This is a genomic window from Streptomyces sp. NPDC005151, from assembly GCF_053599875.1.
Genome location: NZ_JBSFYR010000001.1, coordinates 143,490 through 159,902, shown reverse-complemented (window position 1 = coordinate 159,902; position 16,413 = coordinate 143,490). Strand labels below are relative to the sequence as shown.

14 protein-coding genes and 1 pseudogene are annotated in these 16,413 nt (G+C 72.6%); 6 read left to right on the top strand and 9 right to left on the bottom strand.

Translation table 11 applies throughout. From position 1 onward, the window contains the following. Window positions 1-25 precede the first annotated feature (25 nt). The 6 genes and pseudogenes from serC to ACWD6R_RS00780 all read right to left on the bottom strand — a co-directional run bounded on the left by serC (window position 26) and on the right by ACWD6R_RS00780 (window position 4,452). Window positions 26-1,144 carry a phosphoserine transaminase gene (gene serC, locus ACWD6R_RS00805; RefSeq protein WP_451816699.1) on the bottom strand — a complete coding sequence of 373 codons (1,119 nt, stop codon included), beginning with the start codon at window positions 1,142-1,144 and terminating at the stop codon, window positions 26-28. Window positions 1,145-1,238: 94 nt separating this feature from the next. Next, window positions 1,239-1,604, bottom strand: a pseudogene (locus tag ACWD6R_RS00800) (cytochrome P450); the annotation flags it as partial. After that, window positions 1,580-2,182 carry a GTP-binding protein gene (locus ACWD6R_RS00795; protein ID WP_451816698.1) on the bottom strand — a complete coding sequence of 201 codons (603 nt, stop codon included), beginning with the start codon at window positions 2,180-2,182 and terminating at the stop codon, window positions 1,580-1,582. The pseudogene ACWD6R_RS00800 and the gene ACWD6R_RS00795, both read right to left, overlap by 25 nt. Next, window positions 2,163-2,525, bottom strand: coding sequence for a DUF742 domain-containing protein (locus ACWD6R_RS00790; protein ID WP_451816697.1), 363 nt, complete (start codon window positions 2,523-2,525; stop codon window positions 2,163-2,165). The genes ACWD6R_RS00795 and ACWD6R_RS00790 overlap by 20 nt, the downstream gene beginning before the upstream one ends. After that, a complete protein-coding gene (locus ACWD6R_RS00785; protein ID WP_451816696.1) occupies window positions 2,522-2,980 on the bottom strand; it encodes a roadblock/LC7 domain-containing protein in 459 nt (152 codons plus the stop codon). The genes ACWD6R_RS00790 and ACWD6R_RS00785 overlap by 4 nt, the downstream gene beginning before the upstream one ends. Further along, window positions 2,977-4,452, bottom strand: coding sequence for a sensor histidine kinase (locus ACWD6R_RS00780; RefSeq protein ID WP_451816695.1), 1,476 nt, complete (start codon window positions 4,450-4,452; stop codon window positions 2,977-2,979). Before ACWD6R_RS00780 ends, ACWD6R_RS00785 begins: the two co-directional genes overlap by 4 nt. Window positions 4,453-4,722: 270 nt before the next feature. Between ACWD6R_RS00780 and ACWD6R_RS00775 the strand changes: the two genes are divergently transcribed. Beyond that, complete coding sequence (locus ACWD6R_RS00775; protein ID WP_451816694.1) at window positions 4,723-7,560, top strand: FAD-binding and (Fe-S)-binding domain-containing protein; 2,838 nt, start codon at window positions 4,723-4,725, stop codon at window positions 7,558-7,560. A 187-nt stretch (window positions 7,561-7,747) separates the two neighbouring features. Here ACWD6R_RS00775 and ACWD6R_RS00770 read toward each other — a convergent pair whose 3' ends face one another. Beyond that, complete coding sequence (locus ACWD6R_RS00770) at window positions 7,748-8,638, bottom strand: LysR family transcriptional regulator (RefSeq protein ID WP_451816693.1); 891 nt, start codon at window positions 8,636-8,638, stop codon at window positions 7,748-7,750. A 146-nt stretch (window positions 8,639-8,784) separates the two neighbouring features. Between ACWD6R_RS00770 and ACWD6R_RS00765 the strand changes: the two genes are divergently transcribed. Then, window positions 8,785-9,753 (top strand): EamA family transporter, encoded by a 969-nt coding sequence (locus ACWD6R_RS00765; RefSeq protein WP_451816692.1) that lies wholly within the window; start codon window positions 8,785-8,787, stop codon window positions 9,751-9,753. On the opposite strand, the gene ACWD6R_RS00760 is transcribed toward ACWD6R_RS00765, so the two are convergent. Both ACWD6R_RS00760 and ACWD6R_RS00755 read right to left on the bottom strand, forming a co-directional pair. After that, window positions 9,750-9,911 (bottom strand): hypothetical protein, encoded by a 162-nt coding sequence (locus ACWD6R_RS00760; protein ID WP_451816691.1) that lies wholly within the window; start codon window positions 9,909-9,911, stop codon window positions 9,750-9,752. The two genes, ACWD6R_RS00765 and ACWD6R_RS00760, sit on opposite strands and share 4 nt — an antisense overlap. A gap of 60 nt (window positions 9,912-9,971) precedes the next feature. Further along, window positions 9,972-10,682: an NUDIX domain-containing protein gene (locus ACWD6R_RS00755; RefSeq protein ID WP_451816690.1), complete on the bottom strand. Its 711-nt coding sequence runs from the start codon at window positions 10,680-10,682 to the stop codon at window positions 9,972-9,974. A 131-nt stretch (window positions 10,683-10,813) separates the two neighbouring features. Between ACWD6R_RS00755 and ACWD6R_RS00750 the strand changes: the two genes are divergently transcribed. The 4 genes from ACWD6R_RS00750 to ACWD6R_RS00735 all read left to right on the top strand — a co-directional run. After that, complete coding sequence (locus ACWD6R_RS00750; RefSeq protein WP_451816689.1) at window positions 10,814-11,608, top strand: TIGR03084 family metal-binding protein; 795 nt, start codon at window positions 10,814-10,816, stop codon at window positions 11,606-11,608. Window positions 11,609-11,667: 59 nt separating this feature from the next. Next, entirely contained in the window at window positions 11,668-13,320 is a 1,653-nt protein-coding gene (locus ACWD6R_RS00745; protein WP_451816826.1) for an acyclic terpene utilization AtuA family protein, read from the top strand. Further along, window positions 13,317-14,915: an acyl-CoA carboxylase subunit beta gene (locus ACWD6R_RS00740; protein WP_451816688.1), complete on the top strand. Its 1,599-nt coding sequence runs from the start codon at window positions 13,317-13,319 to the stop codon at window positions 14,913-14,915. Before ACWD6R_RS00745 ends, ACWD6R_RS00740 begins: the two co-directional genes overlap by 4 nt. Window positions 14,916-14,923: 8 nt before the next feature. Next, the coding region (locus ACWD6R_RS00735; protein ID WP_451816687.1) for an acetyl-CoA carboxylase biotin carboxylase subunit at window positions 14,924-16,413 on the top strand (1,490 nt) is incomplete at its 3' end.

Below are 16,413 nucleotides of genomic sequence, written 5' to 3'. Positions count from 1 at the left end.
CCCCTCGGAGGCGTACAGCTGCTCGTTACAGCTTCTCGATCACGTAGTCGATGCAGGCCGTCAGGGCCAGCACGTCCGCCGGGTCGATCGCCGGGAACATCGCGACACGCAGCTGGTTGCGCCCCAGCTTGCGGTACGGCTCCGTGTCGACGATGCCGTTGGCGCGCAGCACCTTGGCGACCGCCGAGGCGTCGATCTCGTCCGAGAAGTCGATCGTGCCGATGACCGCCGAGCGCTTCTCCGGGTCGCTGACGAACGGGGTCGCGTACTTCGACTCGTCGGCCCAGCCGTACAGGTTCCGCGCCGAGGTGGCCGTGCGGCGGACCGAGAAGTCCAGGCCGCCCTGGGTGTTCAGCCAGTTCAGCTGCTCGTTCAGGAGGAAGAGCGTGGCCAGGGCCGGGGTGTTGTACGTCTGGTTCTTGAGGGAGTTGTCGATCGCCGTGGGCAGGCTGAAGAACTCCGGGATGTGGCGGCCCGACGCGTGGATGCGCGCGGCGCGCTCCAGGGCCGCCGGGGAGAAGACGCCGATCCAGAGGCCGCCGTCGGAGGCGAAGGACTTCTGCGGGGCGAAGTAGTAGACGTCCGACTCGGTGATGTCGACCGGCAGGCCGCCCGCGCCGGAGGTGGCGTCCACCAGGACCAGCGAGCCCTCGTCGGCGCCCGCGACGCGCTCGACCGGCGCGGCGACACCGGTCGAGGTCTCGTTGTGCGTGAACGCGTAGACATCGACGCCCGCCTCGGCCCGCGGGTCCGGGTGGGTGCCCGGGTCGGAGGCGATGACGCTCGGGTCGGCGAGCCACGGGGCGAGCTTGGCGGCCTTCGTGAACTTCGACGAGAACTCGCCGAAGTTGAGGTGCTGGGACTTCGTCTCGATCAGACCGTGCGTCGCGATGTCCCAGAAGGCGGTGGAGCCGCCGTTGCCCAGGATCACCTCGTAGCCCTCGGGGAGGGAGAAGAGGTCGCGCACACCCTGACGCACCGAGCCGACCAGGTTCTTGACCGGGGCCTGGCGGTGGGACGTACCGAGAAGAGACGTTCCGGTGGCGGCCAGCGCGTCGAGCGCCTCCGTCCGCACCTTGGAAGGACCGGCGCCGAAGCGTCCGTCGGAGGGCTTGAGGTCAGCGGGAATCTGGATATCAGCCACGAACCGGAGCGTAGTACCTCACGGGCACGGTCGAGCGCCGTGTCCGTCGGATGAGACACGCGCCCCGGCGTGTGGACCACATCGCGCGGCGGGGTCAGCCCAGTTCGACCGGCAGGTCGTACAGGTCGTTCTGGGTGACGATCGGCTTGTTCCGCAGCTCGGACGCCGGGACGGCGAGCTTCAGCTCCGGGAACCGCTCGTACAGCGCGGGCAGCGCCACCCCCGCCTCCAGCCGGGACAGCGCCGCGCCCGGGCACACGTGCGGGCCGTGGCCGAAGGAGAGGAACGCGTTGTTGCCGCCGGCCGGCGAGGAGCCGTCGGTGCCGAGCAGCAGCAGGTCGCCCGCCTGGATGTGACGCCCGCCGAGGTGGGTGTCGCGCGACGCCCAGCGGCCCGCGACGTTCCGCGTCGAGGTGTCCTCCCGGAGCACCTCGTTCATCGCCTCGGCGACGCTGTGCCGAGCGCGAGGGCATGGAGGTGCTCGACCAGCGTGATCAGTACGTACTTGCTGGACGAGCGGTCCCGGGCGTCGCACTCCACCAGGGGCACGTCGTCCGAGAGGTCGAGCGCCTCACGTATCTGCTGTTCGGTGTGGAGCGGGCCGCCGAAGTCGTTGCACGCAACGATGAACGGCGTGCCGTGGTGCTCCAGACGGTCGATCGCGTACCAGGAGTCGGCGAGCCGGCGGGTGTCGACGAGGACGACGGCGCCGAGCGTGCCCGAGAACAGCCGGTCCCACAGGAACCAGAAGCGTTCCTGACCGGGTGCGCCGAAGAGGTACAGCACCGAGCGTTCGTCGAGGGAGATCCGGCCGAAGTCGAAGGCGACGGTCGTGGACGTCTTCGACTGCACACCGTCCAGGTGGTCGACGGCCTCGCCCGCGCGGGTCATGGTCTCTTCCGTGTTCAGCGGACGGATCTCGCTGACGGAGCGGACCATGGTGGTCTTGCCGACCCCGAAGCCGCCGACGACGACGATCTTCAGTCCGTTGTCGGCCGTCGCCTGCAGGGCGGCACGGTCAGAGGTTGCGGAGTCCAACGAGCACCTGTTCCAGGATGTCGGGGTCGGGGAGCCGGTCCGCGACACGGGCGGTACGGGGGTGGCGGGCGCTGATCCGGCCGGTGTCCAGCAGGTCGGACAGCATGATCCGGACGATGCTGACGGGCAGCCCGAGGCCCGCCGCGATCTCGACGACCGCGGTGGGGCTCTGGCACATCCGCAGGATGGTGACGTGCTCCGACTGCATGCCGGGGGCCGGCTCGCATTCGGAGACCACCAGCGTCACCAGGTCGAACGCGTCCGAATCGGACCGGCTGCGGCCACCGGTGAGGGTGTACAGCCGGTCCGGGGCGTCGTCCCGGCCGGGACGGGGGCGGGTCATACGGCCGCGGTCGCGTAGGCGGCTCCGGTGGCGTCGGAGGGGGCTTCGGAGGTCGCGGAGGAGCGCGGCGGGGCGCTGAGGTGTTCGCCGAGCTGCTCGACGAGCTCGGTCATGTTGTGGCCGATGAGGCCGACGTCGGAGTCCTCCGAGGCGACGACCGCGAGATGGGCGCCCGCGCCCGCCTCGACGATGAACAGCACGCCGCCGTAGAACTCGGCCATCGCGGACCGTACGCCGCCGGTGCCGTCACCGAACTCGACGGAGGCGCCGTGCGACAGGCTCTGGATGCCGGCCGAGATCGCGGCCAGCTGGTCGGCCTGATCGACGGAGAGCTCGGGGGTACGGCAGAGCCTGAGGCCGTCCCTGGACAGGACGAGGGCGTGCCGGGTGCCGGGGGTGCGCTCCAGGAGCCCCTCCAGCAGCCAGTTGAGCTTCTCGTCGGTGGTCGCGGTCATCGGGTGTTGCCTTCCGGGTGCGGGGGATTGGGCCGTACTGCCTGGCGGAAGCTGCTGAAGCGGGCTGCCTGTTCCTTGGGGTCGGAAGTACGGGGCCGGGGAGTCGCGGCGCCGGGGGTGGCGCCGTTGGCGTTGTTACGGGATTCGGCGGCGGCGAGGGTACGGCCCCGGGTGCGCTTGGGGAGGCCGCTCTCGCCGAACCGGGGGAGGCTGCCGGTGGTCTCGGACGCGGAGCCGGAGCCGGTCTCCGCGTTCGCGGGGGCGGGCCCGGCGGCCGGGGCGGGGGTGTGGACGGGCTCCGGTTCCGCTGCCGGTTCCGCCACTGGGGCGGGCGCCGGGACGGTCACCGGCGTCCGGGTGATCAGTTCCTGCGGGAGCATCATCAGGGCGCCCGTGCCGCCGCGCGCGGACGGCCGGAACGAGACCGTCAGACCGTGCTTACGGGCCAGCCGGCCCACGACGGCGAGACCGAGGCGGGTGCCGGACAGACCGGTCAGGTCCTGGTTGGTGGCGGACACCGCACGCTCGGCGCGCCGCAGCTGCACATCGCTCATCACCAGACCGCTGTCCTCGACGGTGAGGACGATGCCGGCGGGCACCTCCTCCACGTACACATGGACTTCCGCGGTGGGCGGCGAGAAGTTGGCAGCGTTGTCGAGGAGTTCGGCGAGCGCGTGCATGATGCCCTCGGCCGCGTGACCGGCGATCGCGACGTCGCTGGTCGAGTGGAGACGTACCCGCTGATAGCCGCTGATCCGGCCCATCGCGCCGCGCAGGATGGACTCCATCACGATCGGCTTCGCCCAGCGCCGCCCGGAGCGGGCGCCGGTCAGCACGGCGATGGAGTCGGCCAGCCGGCCCGCCTGGGCGGTGCGGTGGTCCAGGTGCAGCAGATCGCCGAGGACGTCCTCGGCGGAGTGCCGGTGCTCCATGTCGCGCAGGTCGGCGAGCATGCTGGTGGCGAGCGCCTGCATCCGTCCGGCGGCGTTGGCGCAGGCGGCGATCGCGGCGGAGCGCTCGGTCTCGCTGCGGGCCACGCGCGCGCCCAGCCGCTCGACCTCGTCGTGCAGCCGGTCGCCCAGCCGCTTGACCTCGTCGTCCATCCGGGCGGTCTCCGCGGCGGCCAGCTCGGTGATCCGCGCGTTCTCGGCCGCTGCGGCGGCCTTGACCCTGGCCGTCTCCGCGGTGAACCGCTGGGCGTCGGCCGCGGACGACGACACCAGCCGCGAGGTCTCGGCGGTGAACCGCTGGGCCTCGGCGGCGTTGTGCGCGCGCAGCAGGCGCGTGGTGGCCCGGGCGTGGACGGCGATCGCCACGGCGACGGACAGCAGCAGGGCGGCTGCGCCGGCCCCCCAGGACAGCGGGGTTCTGACCGAAGCGGGAGCGGCGAGGACCGCCCACAGGCAGCAGGAACCGGTGACGGCCGCCGAGACCAGCAGGGCCAGTGCGGTTGGCCGGGATGTGGGGCGCAAGCGGAGTCCTAGGGGGCGGACGGCGACGGACAGGGGGTGGATCCGGACACTTCGGTACAGCGGGGGGCGAAAGAGATCAACCGGAGCTGATAATTCCTGATCAAGTCTTGGCCACTATATGAGAATTGACGATCTGCTTGGGAAGCCCTTGCGGTCTTCCCTGTTACGTATGTGACTACGCATCCGACGTATTCCGACGGATTGACGCATTCGGGGGGAAACGCGAGGGGGCGGCGGGCCCACCGCCCCGACCAGCGGCATTCTGGGCCCATGGCTGAACGACAGGACCGGACCGCTCTTGTACGGGCCCTCGGCAGCGCCGTGCGCGGAGAGGTGGAGTTCGGCACCACCGCGCGGGCGCTGATGACGATGGACGCCTCCAACTACCGCCGGGTGCCGCTCGGCATCGTCGCCCCGCGCGACGCCGACGACGTCGCCGCCGCGCTCGCCGTCTGCCGTGCGCACGCGGTGCCCGTCGTGCCGCGTGGCGGCGGCACCTCCATCGCCGGGCAGGCCACCGGCACCGGTGTGGTCCTCGACCTCACCCGCCACCTGGGGAAGATCGTCGAACTGGACGCCGCGTCCCGGACGGCCGTCGTCCAGCCGGGCGTGGTCCTGGACGACCTGCGCGCCGCCGCCGCACCCCACGGCCTCACCTTCGGCCCCGACCCCTCCACGCACAGCCGGTGCACGCTCGGCGGGATGATCGGCAACAACGCCTGCGGCTCCCACTCGGTGGCCTGGGGCACCACCGCCGACAACGTCCACGCACTGACCGTCGCCCGCTACGGCGGCGACACGCTCCGGCTCGACCGGGGGAGGTGGGACGGCGCCCCCGCCGGCCTGCGTGAACTGGTCGGCTCCCACCTCGCGCTCCTTCGCACCGGCTTCCCCGAACTCCCGCGCCGCATCTCCGGATACGCCCTCGACGCCCTCCTCCCCGAGCGAGGCCCTGACCTGGCCCGAGCCTTCTGCGGCAGCGAAGGCACGCTCGGCGTGATGACGGAGGCGACCGTACGACTGGTCGAGGCGCCCGGATCCCGCGCCCTCGCCGTACTCGGTTACGCCGACGAGTCCGCGGCCGCCGAAGCCGCCCCCGGCCTCCTCCCGTACCGCCCCCTGACGGTCGAGGGCATGGCCGCCGATCTCGTACGGGAACCGGCCGGGCTGCCGCGCGGCGGAGCCTGGCTCCTCGTCGAGACGGGCGGGGACACCCCGGCCGAGGCGCGGGCGCACGCCGAACGGATCCTGCGGGCGGCCGACGCGGTGGACGCGACCGTGGTCACCGACCCGGCCGCACAGCGGGCCCTGTGGCGCATCCGGGAGGACGCGTCCGGCACCGCTACCCGGATGCCCGATGGCAGTGAGGCCTGGCCCGGCTGGGAGGACTGCGCCGTACCGCCCGCCCGCCTCGGCCCGTATCTGCGCGACTTCCGCGCCCTGCTGGCCGCACACGGGCTGCGCGGCACGCCGTACGGGCACTTCGGCGACGGCTGCATCCACGTGCGGATCGACTTCGACCTGCTGAGCGGCGACGGTGTGGCCCGCTTCCGCCGCTTCTCCGAGGAACTTGCCGCGCTCGTCGTCACGCACGGCGGCTCGCTGAGCGGGGAACACGGCGACGGGCAGGCCCGGGCCGAGCTGCTGCCCCGGATGTACGGGGACGAACTCGTCGCGCTCTTCGGCCGGTTCAAGGACCTCTGGGATCCGGACGGCGGCATGAACCCCGGCATCCTCGCCCGCCCCGCCCGCCTCGACGAGAACCTCCGCTTCGACGTCCTGCCGAAACGCCCCGTGGACGTCACCTTCGGCTACCCGCACGACGGCGGCGACTTCACGGCGGCCGTACGACGATGCGTCGGCGTCGCGAAATGCCGTACGGCGCAGCCGGCGGGCGCGGACGTGATGTGCCCGTCCTTCCGGGCGACCGGCGAGGAGGCCCACTCCACCCGCGGCCGGGCCCGCCTGCTGCACGAGATGCTCGCCGGCGAGGTGATCACGGACAGCTGGCGGTCGGAGGAGGTGCGGGACGCGCTCGACCTCTGCCTGTCCTGCAAGGGGTGCCGCAGCGACTGCCCGGTGGGCGTGGACATGGCCACGTACAAGGCGGAGTTCCTGCACCGCCACTACCGGGGGCGGCTGCGGCCCGCCTCCCACTACGTGATGGGCCGGCTGCCGCAGTGGCTGCGGCTCGTGGCCCCGATCGCGCCCGTGCTGAATGCGCTCGCCCGGATCCGCCCGTTCGCCGCACTGGCGAAACGGCTGGCGGGCATCACTGCGGAGCGGACGATTCCGGTGCTGGCGGGGGAGACGTTCACCCGGTGGGCCCGAAAGCGCAGGGGCCGTGGGACGGTGATCCTGTCGAGCGATCAGGTGGTGACCGTCTGGCCGGACACCTTCACCAACCACCTCTCCCCGGAGGTCGGGAAGGCGGCCGTCCGGGTCCTGGAGGCGGCGGGCCGGACAGCCCTGTACCCGGAACGGAGCGTGTGCTGCGGACTCACCTACGTATCGACGGGCCAACTGGACAAGGCCCGCGCGGTCATGCGCCGCACCCTCGACCGGATGGAGTTCTCCCTCGGCGACCCGCTCGTCGTCCTCGAACCGAGCTGCGCCGCCACCCTCCGTACGGACCTGCCGGAACTCCTCCCCGACGACCCACGCGCCGCCGAACTCGCCGGTTCGGTACGGACGTTGGCTCAGTTCCTGGAGGAGTACGCCCCCGAATGGCGGCCGCCGCGCCTGGACCGCCGGGTCGCGGGCCAGACCCACTGCCACCAGCACGCGGTCCTCGGCGACGCGGCCGAACGCCGGCTGCGCGAACGAGCCGGGCTGGAAGGGGAGTTGAGCGGAGGGTGCTGCGGTCTTGCGGGGAACTTCGGTTTCGAGCGGGGCCACTGGGATGTGTCGGTGGCCTGCGCGGAGGAGCAGCTGCTCCCGTCGGTACGGGGTGCGGAGCCCGGCACGGACATCCTGGCGGACGGTTTCTCGTGCCGGACCCAGCTGGCACAGCTGGCGGGTGTGCGGGCGAGGCACCTGGCGGAGCTGCTGGCGGAAGGGCTGGCGGAGGGACTGGCCGGCGCCGGGCCCTCCCCCGACGGCAACTGACACAAGCGTTCCGCTCAGGCCCTTCGGCGATCGAGGGGCGGGGTCCGGGACGGAGCCCCGCGGCCGGGAAGGGTGGGGCGGGAACAGGCGTCCCCGCCCCACCTCCGTCATCAGCCCGCCTCGACCGCCCGGGCCACCGCCGCCACCAGCCGCTCGTTCTCCGGAGCCGCCCCGCCCGGGCATTCCCTCACCGGGCGATGTTCTGCCCGATGATCTCGCGGGCCAGCGTGGCGAGTTCGGGCAGCGCCGGGTGGCCGGGGACGTCGCGCCGGGCGAGGAGCAGCGGGACGGGCGGGGCGTCGACGAGCGGGCGGTAGGCGACCCCCGCGTGCGGATGCATGTCGGCGGTGGAGGCGGCCGACACCCCGGAGCCGCGCCCGGCCGCGATGGCGGTCAGCCAGTCGTCGGTGTTGGCGACGGTGACGGTGGCGGCGGGCCGGGCGCCACGTGGCCACAGGTCGACGGTGGTGGTGCCGGAGACGGTGTTCAGGACGATCGGGCCGCCCGCGAGATCGGCGAGACGGAGCGTGGCGTGCGCGGCGAGCGGCCCGTCCGCGGTCACCGCCGCCACCCGGTCCTCGCTGAGCAGCACCTCGGTGACGAGCCCCGGCGCGTCGACGGGGCCGCGCAGCAGCGCCGCGTCGACCTCGCCGCGGGTGAGCCCGGCGGTGCGGTCGTCGATCCGCAGCAGTTCGAGGGGCGTCTCCGGGTGCCGCTGCTGCCAGCTGCGGAGCAGCGGTGTGGTGTAGGGGCCCAGCGCCGACCAGGCGTGTCCGAGCCGCAGCGGCCAGTGGCGCAGACCGCCGGGGTCGACGGCCTCGTCGAAGGCGGCGACCGCCGCGGCGGCCTTGTCGCGGAAGACGACGCCTTCGGAGGTGAGGGAGAGGTGGTGGGTGGAGCGGTCGACGAGCCGGACGCCGAGGTGCTGCTCCAGGGCGGCGAGGGTGCGGGAGACGGCGGGCTGGGTGAGCCGGAGCGCGGCGGCGGCGCGTGTGACGTTGCCCGCTTCGGCGACAGCGAGGAAAGCCCGTAGATGACGCAGCTCGACGGTGCGGCCGGGGCCCTGTCCTGTGCTCATGCGTGTAGAGCATAACGAGAGCGCAATCGGCATTTCCCGCGCCGCGCGGACGTCTCTACGGTGAAGAAACGAGCCGCACCGAAAGAGTGCAGTATCTTCAATTACCAAGTGCAACACATTGAACTCTTCGAGGATGAAGGCCGCCCGTGAATGACCAGCGCAGTGCCGTGGAGCCGGCCGCAGCAGCCGTCGCCGTACCGGAGGCGGTGTCGGCCCTCGACGGGACGGGTCCCGCACGACCGGGCGGCCGCAGGGCGGCGCTCGCTCCGGTGGCGCTGGTGGTCGCGGGCGGACTCTCCGTCCAGTTCGGCTCCGCGGTCGCGGCGCTGCTGATGCCGCGGGCGGGCGCGCTCGGCGTGGTCACGCTCCGGCTGGCCGTCTCCGCGGTCGTCCTGCTGATCGTCTGCCGGCCGAAGTGGCGCGGCCACTCACGGGCCGACTGGGGGACGGTGGTCGCGTTCGGCGTCACGATGGGCGCCATGAACATGCTCTTCTACCAAGCACTCGACCGCATCCCGCTGGGTGCGGCCGTCACCCTGGAGGTGCTCGGCCCCCTCGCGCTCTCGGTCGCCGCCTCCCGCCGGCTGATCAATCTCGTCTGGGCGGGGCTCGCGCTGGGCGGGGTGTTCCTGCTGGGTGGTGGCGGCTTCGACCGCCTGGACCCGGTCGGCGCGGCGTTCGCGCTCGGGGCCGGGGCGATGTGGGCGGCGTACATCGTCTTCAGCGCACGCACCGGCCGCCGCTTCCCGCAGGCCGACGGCCTGGCCCTGGCGATGACGGTCGCCGCGGTCCTGTCGCTCCCGCTGGGCATCCTGGAGTCGGGCGCGAAGCTCGCGGTCCCGTCGACGCTCGCGATGGGCGCGGCGGTGGCCCTGATGAGCTCGGTGCTGCCGTACACGCTGGAACTGATGGCACTGCGCCGACTGCCCGCGGCGACGTTCGCGGTCCTGATGAGCCTGGAACCGGCCATCGCGGCGACGGCCGGCTTCCTGATCCTCGACCAGGCGCTGACGGCCACCGACGCGCTCGCCATCGCCCTGGTCATCGGGGCGAGCATGGGAGCGGTCCGCAGCCAGATCGGCGGCGCCCGCCGCGCGAGGCCGGACACCCCTTAGGGATTGTCCGGCTGCGGCGTCGGGCTGACGGTGTCGAAGTACAGCCGGTCGGTCACCGCGTCGAGGAAGAACCGCCCGGCGCAGCCGGACCCCGTGAGGTGCCTGTCGTACGCCGCACTGTGCATCCAGCGGGCCTGGCCGGGCAGGAACTCCGCCACCGCGGCCGGTACGTTCCCCGTGACGCCGCCCCCTTAACTACGGATCTCCGGTCCGCACCTTCACCACGCGCAGGCCGCATCCAGGTCCCCCACCGAGTCGGCGAGTTCCGCCGGAGACGCCGGCCAGCCGAAGGTGTGCCAGTGGGCGATCCGCCAGGACAGCCGGCGGGGCCACAGCGGGGTGGTGGGCAGCTCGGGGACCGGAACCCAGACGGGGAAGCCGCCGTAGTTGTCCAGGGTCTCCGGTGCGCCCACCTCGCCCTCGGTCTCCACCGTGAAGTAGTGGCCCCGGGTGCCGCGCCGCCAGATCCGGGCCGCCTCGCGCACGACCGTCCCGTGCAGGCCGGTCTCCTCCCGGAGCTCACGGACCGCCGCCATCTCCGGCGTCTCGCCCGCCTCGACCCCGCCGCCCGGGATCTCGTACCAGGTCCGGCCGCCCTCGACGAGGCCGATCAGCAGCATCCGCCGGTCACGGATGACGATCGCGCCGCCGCGGACCCGGGTCGGCGCGGCTGCGGTCGGGTCGTCCAGGGCGGCCGCGCCCTGCGTCAGCGACCCCTGCGACCAGGCGCGCAGGACCTTCTCCGCGGTGCCGACCGGACGGATCCGGGCGTGCAGTGCCTCGGCCAGGGACAGGGCGACCGATGGTCCGGCGGCGGTCCGGCCGTTGTCCGGGAAGGCGTAGTAGATGCCGATCTCGTCCCGATACTGCTCCAGGACAAGCCTGTTGTCGTCGAAACGCACGCCCGCGGTGCGAGGTTCGTCAGTCATCGGCGGAGGCTAGCAGCCGTCCCGAACCGCCGGTGGAGGCGGATGCATCAATTAATGCAAGCATGCTTGCTTGTTTCTGGGTCCGCTGACATGCTCCTGGGCACGCCGCCACGCCCCGAGGGGAGCGCACCGTGTCCGATGCCGCAGCCGTGCTCGACGATCTGCGCAGTGAGAGTGACGAACTCGACCTGTTGGTAGGAGAGTTGAGTGCCGGGCAATGGGCCGGGCCGACCCCCGCCGCAGGCTGGACCGTCGCCCATCAGATCGCCCATCTGACCTGGACCGACGAGGTCGCCCTGCTCGCCGTCACCGATCCGGACGCCTTCGCGGTGGAGGTGGCCAAGGCCCGGGCGGCCCCCGACAGCTTTGTCGATCAGGCTGCCGAGGAGATCGTTGCCGCGGAGCCGGCCGCGCTGCTCGCGCGCTGGCGCGACGGGCGTGAACGGCTTGGCCGCGCCCTGCGCGACGCCCCGCCCGGCACCCGCATCCCGTGGTACGGGCCGCCCATGAGCGTCGCGTCCATGGCGACCGCGCGGCTCATGGAGACCTGGGCGCACGGGCAGGACGTCGCCGACGCCCTCGGTGTCGTGCGCGCCCCGACCGCCCGGCTGCGGCACGTCGCCCGGATCGGGGTGCGCGCCCGCGACTACGCGTTCCTCGTACGGGGGATCAAGCCGCCCGGCGAGGAGTTCCGGGTCGAACTGACGGCACCCGGGGGTGAGTTGATCGCCTACGGGCCCGAGGGCGCCGCACAGCGCGTCACCGGACCGCTGTACGACTTCTGTCTGCTCGTCACCCAGCGCGCCCACCGTCTCGACCTGGCCGTGCGCGGTGTCGGGGCCGACGCCGACCAGTGGCTCGACATCGCACAGGCCTTCGCCGGGCCGCCCGGCCCCGGCCGCGCACCCAAGGGCGGTGCACGGTGACCGCCGCGCCGCTGCGGATCGGGAACGCCTCCGGCTTCTACGGCGACCGCTTCGACGCCATGCGCGAGATGCTCACCGGCGGCCCCCTCTCCGTCCTCACCGGCGACTATCTCGCCGAACTGACCATGCTCATTCTCGGGCGGAGCAGGCTGGGGGACCCGAACCGCGGGTACGCCACCACCTTCCTGCGCCAGCTCGAAGAGGGGCTCGGGCTCGCGCACGAGCTCGGGGTGAAGATCGTCGCCAACGCCGGAGGGCTCAACCCGGCCGGACTGGCCGAAGCGGTCCGTGAGTTGGCGCAAAAGGTGGGCGTGCCGGTGCGCGTCGCGCATGTCGAGGGCGACAGCCTGCCCGTCCCCGAAGGGTTCCTCACCTCCAACGCGTACCTCGGGGGCGCGGGCATCGCCGCCTGCCTGCGCGCCGGGGCCGATGTCGTCGTCACCGGCCGGGTCACCGACGCCGCCCTCGTCACGGGACCCGCCGCCGCCCACTTCGGCTGGGAACCCGACGACCACGACGCACTCGCCGGTGCTCTCGTCGCCGGGCATGTGCTGGAGTGCGGCACCCAGGCGACCGGCGGGAACTACTCCTTCTTCCGCGGCCACGACATCCGCCGGCCCGGCTTCCCGCTCGCCGAGATCCACGCCGACGGGACGTCCGTCATCACCAAGCACGACGGCACGGGCGGCGTCGTCGACGTCGGGACCGTCACCGCCCAGCTGCTGTACGAGACCGGAGGCGCCCGGTACGCCGGACCGGACGTGACCGCCCGGCTCGACACCGTACGGCTGACGCAGGACGGACCGGACCGCGTACGGATCTCCGGAGTGCGCGGCGAGGCTCCGCCGCCCACGCTCAAGGTCGGGCTCAACCGGCTCGGCGGCTGGCGCAACGAGGTCGTCTTCGTGCTCACCGGACTCGACATCGAGGCCAAGGCGCAGCTGGTGCAGGACCAGTTCGCGCAGGCGCTCACCCGGACCCGTACGCAACCCGACGAGGTGCGGTGGGAGCTGGCCCGAACCGACAGGGCCGACGCCGACACCGAGGAGACCGCCGGCGCCCTGCTCCGGCTCGTCGTCCGCGACCAGGAACCGGAGACGGTCGGACGCACCGTCTCCGGGGCCGCGATCGAGCTGGCCCTCGGCAGCTACCCGGGCTTCCACGTCACCGCCCCGCCCGGCAAGGGCGCGCCCTACGGCGTGTTCGAGGCGAGGTACGTACCGGCGGGAGAGGTCGGCCACGTCGCCGTACTTCCGGACGGGCGGCGGGAGGACATGGCAACACCGGTACAGGTGAGGGCACTTGAGGATGTGGACGAGCCCGCTCTACCCGAGCCGCTGCCCACCGGGATCACCCGGCTCGCCCCCCTCGGCCGCATCGCGGGCGCCCGCAGCGGCGACAAGGGCGGGGACGCAAACGTCGGCGTCTGGGTCCGTACCGACGACGCCTGGCGCTGGCTCGCGCATGAACTCACCGTCGAACGGTTCCAGGAACTGCTCCCGGAGACCGCCGAGTTGACCGTAGTGCGGCATGTCCTGCCGAACCTCCGCGCCCTGAACTTCGTCGTCCACGGTCTCCTCGGCGAAGGCGTCGCCGCGCAGGCCCGTTTCGATCCGCAGGCCAAGGCGGTGGGGGAGTGGCTGCGGTCCCGGCACCTCCCCGTCCCCGTGAACCTGCTCGAATCCACCGACGCACCGGAGGCGCACGCATGACCGTTCTGGCCACCGGGCTCGAGACCGCGAGCCCCGAATACGCCGCCAACCGCGCCGCCATGCTCGCCAAGCTCGCCGAGCTCGACACCGAGCACTCCAAGGCCCTCGCGGGCGGCGGCGAGAAGTACGTCGAGCGGCACCGGAGGCGCGGCAAGCTCCTCGCCCGGGAACGGATCGAGCTGCTCGTCGACCCCGACACCCCGTTCCTGGAACTGTCGCCGCTCGCCGCCTGGGGCAGCGAGTACGCGGTGGGCGCCTCGCTCGTCACCGGCATCGGCGTCGTCGAGGGCGTGGAGTGCCTGATCACCGCCAACGACCCGACCGTACGCGGTGGCGCCTCCAACCCCTGGACCCTCAAGAAGGCCCTGCGCGCCAACGAGATCGCCTTCGCCAACCGTCTCCCGTGCATCAGTCTCGTCGAGTCGGGCGGGGCGGACCTGCCGTCCCAGAAGGAGATCTTCATTCCTGGCGGCGCACTGTTCCGCGACCTCACCCGGCTCTCCGCCGCGGGAATCCCGACCGTGGCGGTCGTTTTCGGGAACTCGACCGCCGGCGGGGCGTACGTCCCCGGCATGTCCGACCACACCGTGATGATCAAGGAGCAGTCCAAGGTCTTCCTCGGCGGACCGCCGCTCGTGAAGATGGCGACCGGCGAGGAGAGCGACGACGAGTCCCTCGGCGGCGCCGACATGCACGCCCGCACCTCCGGGCTCGCCGACCATTTCGCCGTCGACGAGCACGACGCGCTCCGCCAGGCGCGGCGGATCGTCGCCCGGCTCAACTGGCGCAAGGCACACGCCGATCCGGGACCTGCCGAACCGCCGAAGTACGACGAGGAGGAGCTCCTCGGCATCGTGCCCGGCGATCTGAAGGTCCCGTTCGATCCGCGCGAGGTCATCGCCCGGCTCGTCGACGGCTCGGACTTCGACGCGTTCAAACCGCTGTACGGGACGAGCCTCGTCACCGGCTGGGCACGGCTGCACGGCTACCCCGTCGGCATCCTCGCCAACGCCCAGGGCGTGCTGTTCAGCGAGGAGTCGCAGAAGGCCGCCCAGTTCATCCAGCTCGCCAACCAGCGCGACATCCCCCTCCTCTTCCTGCACAACACCACCGGCTACATGGTCGGCAAGGAGTACGAGCAGGGCGGCATCATCAAACACGGCGCGATGATGATCAACGCGGTGTCCAACTCCAGGGTCCCGCACCTGTCCGTCCTGATGGGCGCCTCGTACGGGGCCGGGCACTACGGCATGTGCGGGCGCGCCTACGACCCCCGCTTCCTCTTCGCCTGGCCGGGCAGCAAATCCGCCGTCATGGGACCGCAGCAACTCGCGGGCGTGCTGTCCATCGTCGCCCGCGCCTCCGCCGCCGCGAAGGGACGGCCCTACGACGACGAGGCCGACGCCGGGCTGCGCGCCATGGTGGAGCAGCAGATCGAGTCCGAGTCGCTGCCGATGTTCCTCTCCGGGCGGCTGTACGACGACGGGGTCATCGACCCGCGCGACACCAGGACCGTCCTCGGGATCTGCCTGTCCGCGATCCACACCGCCCCGGTCGAAGGCGCCCGCGGCGGCTTCGGCATCTTCCGGATGTGAGGACGACCATGATCAGCACCCTGCTCGTCGCCAACCGGGGCGAGATCGCCTGCCGGATCTTCCGGACCTGCCGCGCCCTGGGCATCGCCACCGTCGCCGTGCACTCCGACGCGGATGCCGACGCGCTGCATGTCAGGGAAGCGGACGCAGCCGTACGGCTGCCGGGGGCCGCCCCCGCCGACACGTATCTGCGCGGCGATCTCCTCGTACGTGCCGCGCTCGCCACGGGCGCCGACGCCGTGCACCCCGGCTACGGGTTCCTCTCCGAGAACGCCGGGTTCGCCCGGGCCGTGCAGGACGCCGGCCTCCTCTGGGTCGGTCCGCCGGTCAAGGCCATCGAGATGATGGCGTCCAAGACCCGCGCCAAGGAGCTGATGGCCGCCGCCGAAGTGCCGCTGCTCGCCCCCGTCGACCCGGCGAAGGCGACCGCGGACGATCTGCCGCTGCTGCTGAAGGCCTCGGCCGGTGGCGGCGGGCGCGGGATGCGGGTCGTACGGGAACTGAGTGCGCTGCCCGGCGAGATGGCGGCTGCCACGGCCGAGGCGGCGAACGCCTTCGGGGACGGGGAAGTCTTCGCCGAGCCGTACGTCGAGCGCGGCCGTCACGTCGAGGTCCAGATCATGGCCGACGAGCACGGCACCGTATGGGCGCTCGGCACCCGCGACTGCTCGCTCCAGCGCCGCCACCAGAAGGTCATCGAGGAAGCACCCGCACCCGGCCTCGACGAGGCGCTGCGCACCCGGCTGCACGACGCGGCGACCGCCGCCGCCCGAGCCGTCGGCTACCGCGGCGCGGGCACCGTCGAGTTCCTCGTCACCGCCGACGGGCGCCCCTGCTTCCTGGAGATGAACACCCGCCTCCAGGTCGAACACCCCGTCACCGAAGCCGTCTTCGGCCTCGACCTCGTCGCCCTGCAGCTCTCCGTCGCCGAAGGCGAACCCCTCCCGGCCCCCACACCCCCCGCCCCGCACGGGCACGCCGTCGAGGCCCGGCTCTACGCCGAGGACCCCGCCCACGACTGGCAGCCCCGGACCGGGCCGCTGCACACCCTCGACGTACCGGACGAACCCGGACTGCGCCTGGACACCGGGTACACCGGCGGCGACACCATCGGCGTGCACTACGACCCGATGCTCGCCAAGGTCATCGCCCACGCCCCTACTCGCACCCAGGCCGTACGGCTCCTCGCCCGCGCCCTGGAACGCACCCGCATCCACGGACCGGTCACCAACCGCGACCTGCTCGTACGGTCCCTGCGCCACCCCGACTTCACCGGCGCCCGCCTCGACACCGGCTTCTACGACCGCCACCTGGACGCCCTCACCGCCACCCCCGACGACGCCACGGACCGGAACCTCGCCGCCCTCGCCGCAACCGCTGCCGACGCCACCCGGCACCGCACCACCGGCACCCCGTGGAAGCCACCCACCGGTGCCAACCCACCACGCCCCCCGGCGGCGTCCGCCCCGTACCCGGGTTCCACCGGCACCCCGTGGAG